Source organism: Erwinia sp. Leaf53 (genome assembly GCF_001422605.1).
Classification (GTDB): domain Bacteria; phylum Pseudomonadota; class Gammaproteobacteria; order Enterobacterales; family Enterobacteriaceae; genus Erwinia.
In genome coordinates this window covers 86,559-95,031 of sequence record NZ_LMLK01000008.1, presented here as the reverse complement: position 1 = coordinate 95,031, position 8,473 = coordinate 86,559, and the positions used below count along the sequence as shown (strand labels likewise).

General features: G+C 59.3%; 7 protein-coding genes. 2 read left to right on the top strand and 5 right to left on the bottom strand.

Annotated elements, in window-relative coordinates; genetic code table 11:
* Window positions 1-172: 172 nt before the first annotated feature.
* From hemG to pepQ, 4 genes are read right to left on the bottom strand one after another with little or no spacing between them, the layout of a single operon-like run.
* Window positions 173-703, bottom strand: coding sequence for a menaquinone-dependent protoporphyrinogen IX dehydrogenase (gene hemG, locus ASF13_RS08595; RefSeq protein ID WP_056234875.1), 531 nt, complete (start codon window positions 701-703; stop codon window positions 173-175).
* Window positions 704-717: 14 nt separating this feature from the next.
* Window positions 718-2,169 carry a Trk system potassium transporter TrkH gene (trkH, locus tag ASF13_RS08590; protein ID WP_056234850.1) on the bottom strand — a complete coding sequence of 484 codons (1,452 nt, stop codon included), beginning with the start codon at window positions 2,167-2,169 and terminating at the stop codon, window positions 718-720.
* A gap of 28 nt (window positions 2,170-2,197) precedes the next feature.
* Window positions 2,198-2,809 carry an IMPACT family protein gene (locus ASF13_RS08585; protein WP_056234848.1) on the bottom strand — a complete coding sequence of 204 codons (612 nt, stop codon included), beginning with the start codon at window positions 2,807-2,809 and terminating at the stop codon, window positions 2,198-2,200.
* A complete protein-coding gene (gene pepQ, locus ASF13_RS08580; RefSeq protein ID WP_056234873.1) occupies window positions 2,809-4,140 on the bottom strand; it encodes a Xaa-Pro dipeptidase in 1,332 nt (443 codons plus the stop codon). Before pepQ ends, ASF13_RS08585 begins: the two co-directional genes overlap by 1 nt.
* 186 nt (window positions 4,141-4,326) lie before the next feature.
* On the opposite strand from pepQ, the gene fadB reads away from it, so the two are divergent.
* Window positions 4,327-6,513 carry a fatty acid oxidation complex subunit alpha FadB gene (gene fadB, locus ASF13_RS08575; RefSeq protein WP_056234845.1) on the top strand — a complete coding sequence of 729 codons (2,187 nt, stop codon included), beginning with the start codon at window positions 4,327-4,329 and terminating at the stop codon, window positions 6,511-6,513.
* A 10-nt stretch (window positions 6,514-6,523) separates the two neighbouring features.
* A complete protein-coding gene (gene fadA, locus ASF13_RS08570; RefSeq protein WP_056234842.1) occupies window positions 6,524-7,687 on the top strand; it encodes an acetyl-CoA C-acyltransferase FadA in 1,164 nt (387 codons plus the stop codon).
* Between the two features lie 56 nt (window positions 7,688-7,743).
* On the opposite strand, the gene fre is transcribed toward fadA, so the two are convergent.
* Window positions 7,744-8,445 (bottom strand): NAD(P)H-flavin reductase, encoded by a 702-nt coding sequence (fre, locus tag ASF13_RS08565; protein WP_056234839.1) that lies wholly within the window; start codon window positions 8,443-8,445, stop codon window positions 7,744-7,746.
* Between the last annotated feature and the right edge of the window lie 28 nt (window positions 8,446-8,473).

The following is an 8,473-nucleotide window of genomic DNA, read 5'->3' as shown; positions in this document are numbered from 1 at the left end:
AGTTTTTTCCGGCGGTTCAGAGTACTTCCTGAACCTCTCAACACGCTGGCCTGTAAGCCGTTGTTCCGTGTCGATGGAGGCGCATTATAGGGAGTTCCCGACGGGTGACAAGTGTTTATTTAAAAAAAAACGCTGACAGCGTTTTTTTTCAACGAAGCGTCTGTTTTCACCGCTATTTGCTCGGTAAATCAGCAAATTCCTGGGCAAAACGGGTCACCTGTTCCCAGTCCGTGTACTCTACTTCTTTACTGCTATCCGTTTCACCGCCGGTCATTCGCATAATCAGCTGAATCATTACCCGGTCAAACAGTCCATAGCGTGGATAACGCAGCGCACCGGCAAAAACGGCGCAGCAGTCAGGTTCCCAGGGTGAGCGCAGCAGAAACTTACGGGTATAAGGATTGGTCTGCGGCGTACGCTTCTCTGCTTTACGCGCGGTGAGGTTTACGGAAAAGAAGCCGCTTACCCGAGCCTGCAGTTCATTACCGTGCATTTTGACAAACTTCTCAACCTGCGGCTGAAAATGGCCGTAGCGAATGGAAGCACCGATCAGCACCCGGTCGTACTGCGCCCAGTCGGGCTGCTGCATATGATGCAGATTAACCACGTCACACTCCTGCTGCTGTTTAAGCGCGCTGGCAATACAGGTGGCGATCTCACGGGTCTGGCCGTCACGGCTGGAATAGAGGATTAACGCTTTCATCATTTCACTCTCACTTATTCACGCCAGAAGGTCGGCGTAAACAACACTAACAGGGTAAAGACTTCAAGACGCCCGAAAAGCATCGTTAAAATCAGGATCCACTTGGCTGCATCGTTCATCGAGGTAAAGTTGTCGGCCACTACGCCCAGGCCCGGCCCGAGATTGTTCAGCGTGGCCACCACCGCCGCAAAGGCAGAGAAGTCATCCACGCCGGTAGCAATGATCGCCAGCATACTCAGAATAAACACCAGCGCGTAGGCGGAGAAGAATCCCCATACGGCTTCAAGAATACGCTCTGGCAACGCACGGGTACCAAGCTTGATGGTATAGACGGCATTGGGGTGAACCAACCTTTTCAGTTCGCGGGAACCCTGCTTGAACAGCAGCAGAATGCGGATCACCTTCAATCCACCGCCGGTGGAACCGGCACAACCGCCGATAAACGCCGAGCAGAGCAGCAGCACCGGCAGGAACAGCGGCCAGTTGGCGATACTGTCGGTGGTGAAGCCGGCAGTGGTCGCCATCGACACCACCTGGAAAAACGCCTGGTTCAGCGTCTGCATCCCCGTTTTATAGACGTCATGGAAATAAAGCACCAGGGTACAGACGGTTACCAGCGTCAGCTGCACGCCAATAAACATGCGGAATTCCGGGTCCCGCCAGTAGACGCGCAGATTACGCCCGCTAAGTAATGAGAAGTGCAGACCGTAGTTACAGCCGGAGATCAGCAGGAAGATGGCGATGATAGTGTTAATCGTCGGGCTGTTAAAATAGCCGATGCTGGCATCATGGGTTGAAAAGCCACCGATGGCGATGGTGGCAAAGCTGTGGCCGATCGCATCAAACAGTGACATACCCGCCACCCAGAGCGAGACCGCGCAGGCAACGGTGAGTAAAACGTAGATTAGCCACAGCGTCTTGGCGGTTTCGGCGATACGCGGCCGCATTTTATTATCCTTCAGCGGCCCGGGCATTTCAGCACGATAGAGCTGCATGCCCCCGACCCCCAGAATAGGCAAAATCGCTACCGCCAGCACGATGATCCCCATGCCGCCCAGCCACTGCAGCATCTGTCGGTAAAACAGAATCGCTTTGGGCAGTGAATCCAGCCCCACCAGCGTAGTCGCCCCGGTGGTGGTCAGCCCGGAGAATGACTCAAAGAAGGCATCGGTCAGCGAGAGGTTCGGCTGTTCGGCAAAAATAAACGGCATCGCCCCCACGCTGCCCAGCACCGTCCAGAACAGCACCACGATCAGAAATCCTTCCCGCGGCTTCAGCTCGCGCTTCTGCTTGCGGTTCGGCCACCATAACAGCGTGCCGATCATCAGCGCCATAAAGAAGGTCTGGGTGAATGCCCGTCCGGCCCCGTCACGGTAAATCAGCGCGACCAGCCCGGGCACGATCATCGTGCCGGAGAATAAAATAACCAGTAAACCCACGATGCGGGTAATGGCACGAAGATGCATGCTGCCGTTCCTTTCCTACAATAAACGATTAATCAAGCGGGAGGAGTTGTAACGCGCCCCGGCTCATATCCGACAAGTTTTGCCTGAAGCCTGCTACCCGGGCCTGCGGCAGCGCCAGCGTGACGATGACATTGTGCAGAAATTCACTGCTGACGATCTGTCCGTCAAACCGGCTGGCCAGCCGCTCAACGTCAGCCAGCTGGGCATAGTCGCAGATCACCCGAAACGGCAGCATCGGCACCTTCACCCGACGCGGTAACGCCCGCAACGCCTGCTGGACGCCACCGCCATAGGCTTTCACCAGCCCGCCGGTTCCCAACTGAATGCCGCCATAGTAACGCACTACCACCGCCGCGATCTCACCAATCTGACTGCCCATCAACTGCGCCAGCATCGGCTTGCCCGCCGTACCGGAAGGTTCACCGTCGTCGGAGAAGCCGAGCTGCTGTGAGTCGTCCGGCGCGCCCGCTACCCACGCCCAGCAGTGATGGCGCGCCGTCGGGTGCGCCAGTTTTACCTGCTGAACAAACGCCCGCGCCGCCTCGACGCCATCGGTGTGGGCCAGCAGGGTGATAAAGCGGCTTTTCTTAATCTCCTCGCTGAAGCTGAACGACTCAGCCGGAATATCCCAGGCATCCATCAGGCGAGATGCAGGTCGCGGGTCATATTTTCGATGCTGCCGGCATGGATAACCACGTTATCCTCGATGCGGATGCCGCCATACGGCTTAAGCGCGTCAATTTTTGCCCAGTCGAAATGGTGGCTGAACTTGCCCGCCCGCCACGGTGCCAGCAGGGAATCGATGAAATAGATGCCGGGTTCAATGGTCAGCACCATACGCGGTTCGAGCATACGGGTGCAGCGCAGATACGGGTACTGCTGAGGTGCGGGAAGATGCGTACCGCCCTCGTCCTGCATAAAGCCGGCGACGTCATGGACCTGCAGGCCTAGCGGATGACCGATGCCGTGCGGCATAAACGGCCCGGTCAGATCTTCTTTAACCATCGCTTCTGCGCTGATGTTCTTCACCAGCTGATGCTTCAGCAGCAGGCTGGCCAGACGAAAGTGCATCTGCTGGTGATAGTCGGTATAGCGCACGCCGGCTTTCAGGGTGCCCACCAGCGCCAGCTCTTCCGTATTCATGTCTTTTACCAGCTGCGCGTAGTCGCTGCCCTCGCTGGCGGCATAGCTGCGGGTCAGGTCCGCCGCGTAACCGTGATACTCAGCACCCGCATCAATCAGAAAACTGCGACGTTTTTCCGGCGGCTGATGATCGAGTCTGGTGTAGTGCAGCACGGCGGCGTGCTCGTTGAGAGCAATAATATTGCCGTAAGGGACGTCAGTATCACGGTGCCCGGTGGCGCTGAGATAGGCATTATTGATATCGAACTCGCTCAGCCCCGACAAAAACGCCTCTTTAGCCGCGCGATGGCCGTTAACCGCAATTTTCTGCGCCTGACGCAGGCAGTACAGCTCGTAGTGAGTTTTGTAAGCGCGATGATAGTGCAGATAGTCGATCACCCCCTGTGGGTTGATCTGTCCGCTGCTGAAGCCCAGCGCGCTGGCGCGTGAGGGTACCGGCCCGATGTAGGCGACGTTCTGTCGGCTGGCCGGCAGCAGCTGCGCGATCTCATCCACACTCTTCAGCCCGACCACCTCAATCTCATCGGTCCAGAAGCTGCGGGGTAATGGCTCAACGTTATGCCAGTAGTCCACCGGAGAGTAGAACCACAGTTTCGGCTTATTCACACCGTCCACCCATAACCAGCAGTTCGGCACGCTGGTCACCGGCACCCAGGCTTTAAACTGCGGGTTGACCTTAAACGGGTAGGTATGATCGTCAAGGAAGACCGTCAGCAGCTCCCCGGAATGGATCAACATCGCATCAAGCTTATGACGCGCCAGCACCTGCTGCGCGCGCTGCTGCAGCGTTTTAACATGCTCCTGATAGAGCGTGACCAGCGATTCCATCATCCTGTCTCCGTGTTGGCGAAATTGAGGGCATTTTAGCACAGCCTCGGAAGGGATGGCGTTATGCGGTGGCTGTGATCTTGTTTGCAAATAAGCAAAGTGCTGTTTGCAAATATTTAACATAGCTCCCACACTGATTGACATCTGGTATGACCAGTTCATTCCATCGTGGCTCAGGAGACAGACATGCTCTACCAAGGCGAAACACTTACCCTCAACTGGCTGGCGGACGGCATCGCCGAGCTGGTTTTTGATGCCCCCGGTTCAGTGAATAAGCTTGATACCCGCACCGTTGCCAGCCTCGGCGAGGCGATTGCCGTGCTGGAGCAGCAGCCGGCGCTGCGCGGCCTGCTGCTGCGCTCGGCCAAACCCGCCTTTATCGTCGGGGCCGACATTACCGAATTTCTCTCGCTGTTCGCCGCACCGGCGCAAAAACTGACCGACTGGCTGGGCTTCGCCAACAGCATCTTCAACCGACTGGAAGACCTGCCGGTGCCGACCGTCTCGGCCATCAGCGGCTATGCGCTGGGCGGCGGCTGCGAGTGCGTGCTGGCGACCGACTACCGTATCGCCAGCGCCGACCTGCGCATCGGCCTGCCGGAAACCCGGCTTGGGATCATGCCCGGCTTTGGCGGTTCGGTGCGCCTGCCCCGTCTGCTGGGTGCCGACGGCGCGCTGGAGATTATCGCCGCCGGAAAAGATGTCGATGCGCCACAGGCGCTAAAAATCGGGCTGATCGATGCCATCGTCGCACCAGAGAAGCTGCAGACGGCGGCAATCGCGCTACTGAACGAAGCGATCGACGGCAGGCAGGCGTGGCGTGAAAAGCGGCAGTGTAAACTGCAGCCGCTGAAACTGAGCAGAATTGAGGCGGCGATGAGCTTTACCACCGCCAAAGCGATGGTGCAGCAAACCGCCGGTAAACACTACCCCGCCCCGCTTACCGCGGTGAAAACCATTGAGGCTGCCGCCGGTATGGGGCGTGAACAGGCGCTGGCGCTGGAAACGGCGGCGTTTGTCCCGCTGGCGCGTTCACCAGAGGCACGTGCACTGGTAGGCATCTTCCTTAACGAGCAGGCGCTGAAAGCTAAAGCCCGCCAGCTGACCCGTGACGTGGTGGTGCCACAACGTGCTGCCGTGCTCGGTGCCGGCATTATGGGGGGCGGTATCGCCTGGCAGTCTGCCTGGAAAGGCGTACCGGTGCTGATGAAGGACATCAGTGAGAAAGCGCTGGCGCTGGGCATGGGTGAAGCCGCGAAGCTGTCGACTAAACAGCTGGAGCGCGGCCGCATCGACGGCCTGAAGCTGGCCAGCGTGATCGGAGCCATTCAGCCGACGCTGAACTACGCCGGTTTCGACCGGGTGGACGTGGTGGTGGAGGCGGTGGTGGAGAACCCGAAAATCAAAGCGGCGGTGCTGCAGGAGACTGAGGCACAGCTGCGCCAGGACGCGATTCTGGCGTCCAACACCTCCACCATTCCCATCAGCCTGCTGGCCGGTTCACTGCAGCGTCCGGAAAATTTCTGCGGCATGCACTTTTTCAATCCGGTACCGCGTATGCCACTGGTGGAGGTGATCCGCGGCAGTAAAACCGCCGACAGGACCATCGCCACCGTGGTGGCGTGGGCCAGCCAGATGGGAAAAACCCCGATCGTAGTCAATGACTGCCCCGGCTTCTTCGTGAACCGGGTGCTGTTCCCCTACTTTGCCGCATTCAGCCTGCTGCTGCGGGACGGAGCGGATTTTCGCCAGATCGACCGGGTAATGGAAAAACGCTTCGGCTGGCCGATGGGGCCGTCGTGGCTGCTGGACGTGGTAGGGATTGATACCGCGCATCACGCCCAGCAGGTGATGGCCGATGGTTTCCCGGCTCGAATGAAGAAAACCGATCGCGATGCCATCGACGTGCTGTTTGATGCCGGCCGTTACGGCCAGAAGAACCAGCTCGGCTTCTGGCGCTGGGAAACCGATGCAAAGGGTAAAACGAAGAAGGTCGCTGACGACGGAATCGATATGCTGCTGCAAACAGTGGTGGCATCTGTACGATCCTTTAGCGACGAGGAGATCGTCAGCCGAATGATGATCCCGATGATCAACGAAGTGGTGCGTTGCCTGGAAGAAGGCATCATCGCCAGCGTGGCAGAAGCCGATATGGCGCTGGTTTACGGGCTGGGCTTCCCGCCATTCCGTGGTGGCGTGTTCCGCTATCTGGATACGCTGGGCAGCGACCGCGTGGTGGCAGAGGCAGAAGCCTTCCACGCACTGGGTCCGCTGTATCACATCCCGCAGAGCCTGGCCGACAAAGCCGCCAGTGCCGCAAGCTGGTACCCACAGGCCACCCCAGCGGGTGATGCCATTCTGAAAACGGCGTGAGGAGCGCAATATGGAAAATGTCGTAATTGTTGATGCCATCCGCACGCCGATGGGCCGCTCTAAAGGTGGTGCCTTCCGCCACGTGCGGGCCGAGGATCTTTCCGCCCACCTGATGCGCAGCCTGCTGTTGCGTAATCCGGCGCTGGCGGCCGCCGAACTGGATGATATTTACTGGGGCTGCGTTCAGCAGACGCTGGAGCAGGGGTTTAACATTGCCCGCAACGCGGCGCTGCTGGCCGACATCCCCCACCGGGTGCCGGCCACCACGGTGAATCGCCTGTGCGGTTCCTCTATGCAGGCGCTGCATGACGCCGCCCGCGCCATTATGGTCGGCGATGCGCGTGCCTGCCTGATCGGCGGCGTAGAGCATATGGGCCATGTGCCGATGAACCATGGGGTGGATTTCCACCCGGGGCTGGGGCGCAGCGTGGCGAAAGCGGCGGGGATGATGGGTCTGACCGCTGAAATGCTGGCCCGCATGCACGGCATCAGCCGTGAAATGCAGGATCGCTTTGCCGCACGTTCGCACCAGCGGGCCTGGGCCGCCACCGAAGCCGGGCATTTCGCCAGCGAGATTGTCGCCACTAACGGACACAATGCCGACGGTGGGCTGACCTGCTATGACCGTGACGAAGTGATCCGCCCGGATACCCGTCTGGAAAGTCTGGCGGCGCTGCGTCCGGCGTTCGATCCGGTTAACGGCAGCGTCACGGCGGGCAGCAGCTCGGCGCTGTCCGACGGCGCGGCGGCGATGCTGGTGATGAGCGAGTCACGCGCCCGGGAACTGGGCCTGACGCCGCGGGCACGCATCCGCGCCATGGCGGTGGTCGGCTGCGATCCGTCGATTATGGGCTACGGCCCGGTGCCCGCGTCGCAGCTGGCGTTGAAACGCGCCGGCCTGACGGCAGACGATATTGACCTGTTTGAACTGAACGAAGCCTTTGCCGCTCAGGTACTGCCGTGCATAAAGGATCTCGGGCTGATGGAGAAGACAGAAGAGAAGGTGAACCTGAATGGGGGGGCCATTGCGCTGGGCCATCCGCTCGGCTGCTCCGGTGCCCGCATCAGCACCACGCTGCTCAACCTGATGGAGCGGCGCGACGCGCAGTTTGGTCTGGCAACGATGTGCATCGGCCTCGGCCAGGGCATCGCGACGGTATTCGAACGTCCGTAAGCCGTAGCAGGCAGAAGACGCGTTACACCGCCCCCGATCGGGGGCGGCATTTTTGATCAGATGAAGGCAAACGCATCGCCAAACATCCGCGCTTCCTGCGCGCCACGTTCCGCACAGAAACGCTCACGGGCAATCTTCGCCATCTCAAAACGGCCGGCAATATAGATGTCATGATCTGCCAGGCTGCCGTAATCCTGCATGACGGCCGTCAGCACGGTGCCGTTGCGTCCGGTATAACCCGCTTCCGGCTGCTCAACCACCGGCACCACCTTCAGGTTTGGATGCTTGATCGCCAGCGCGTTCAGCTCTTCCAGGTCATACAGGTGTTTCAGCTCGCGCCCGCCCCAGTAGATGGCGATATGGCGGTCAGGCTGCTGGGACAGCGCGGTCAGCAGGATCGAACGGGCGTAGGAGAAACCGGTACCGCCGGCGATCAGCACCAGAGGACGGTCGCCCTCCTCACGCAGCCAGGCGTCACCGTGGGGAATATCCACGGTAATCTGCCGCTGCTGTTGAATACGTTCCATCACCGCCATAGCGTAGAGGTTCAGCTCAGAGGCACCAATATGCAGCTCGATGATCTCTTTTTCCATCGGCGTGGAGGCCAGTGAGAATGGACGCTTATCATTTTCATCCATGATCACCATCAGGTACTGCCCGGCTTTGAAGCTAAAATCCGCTTCAGGGATCATACGGACTCGGTATACGGTATCGGTAATCGCCTCTACCGAGGTCACTTTACAGCTTAAGGTTGTCATGCGTTCCCTCTGTCGGGTCGTCATTATC

Bases quoted from the DNA above. Each gene is read 5' to 3' on its own strand.
- pepQ (WP_056234873.1), bottom strand. From the start codon at position 4,140: ATGGAATCGCTGGTCACGCTCTATCAGGAGCATGTTAAAACGCTGCAG.
- fadA (WP_056234842.1), top strand. From the start codon at position 6,524: ATGGAAAATGTCGTAATTGTTGATGCCATCCGCACGCCGATGGGCCGC.
- fre (WP_056234839.1), bottom strand. From the start codon at position 8,445: ATGACAACCTTAAGCTGTAAAGTGACCTCGGTAGAGGCGATTACCGAT.
- fadB (WP_056234845.1), top strand. From the start codon at position 4,327: ATGCTCTACCAAGGCGAAACACTTACCCTCAACTGGCTGGCGGACGGC.
- hemG (WP_056234875.1), bottom strand. From the start codon at position 703: ATGAAAGCGTTAATCCTCTATTCCAGCCGTGACGGCCAGACCCGTGAG.
- trkH (WP_056234850.1), bottom strand. From the start codon at position 2,169: ATGCATCTTCGTGCCATTACCCGCATCGTGGGTTTACTGGTTATTTTA.
- ASF13_RS08585 (WP_056234848.1), bottom strand. From the start codon at position 2,809: ATGGATGCCTGGGATATTCCGGCTGAGTCGTTCAGCTTCAGCGAGGAG.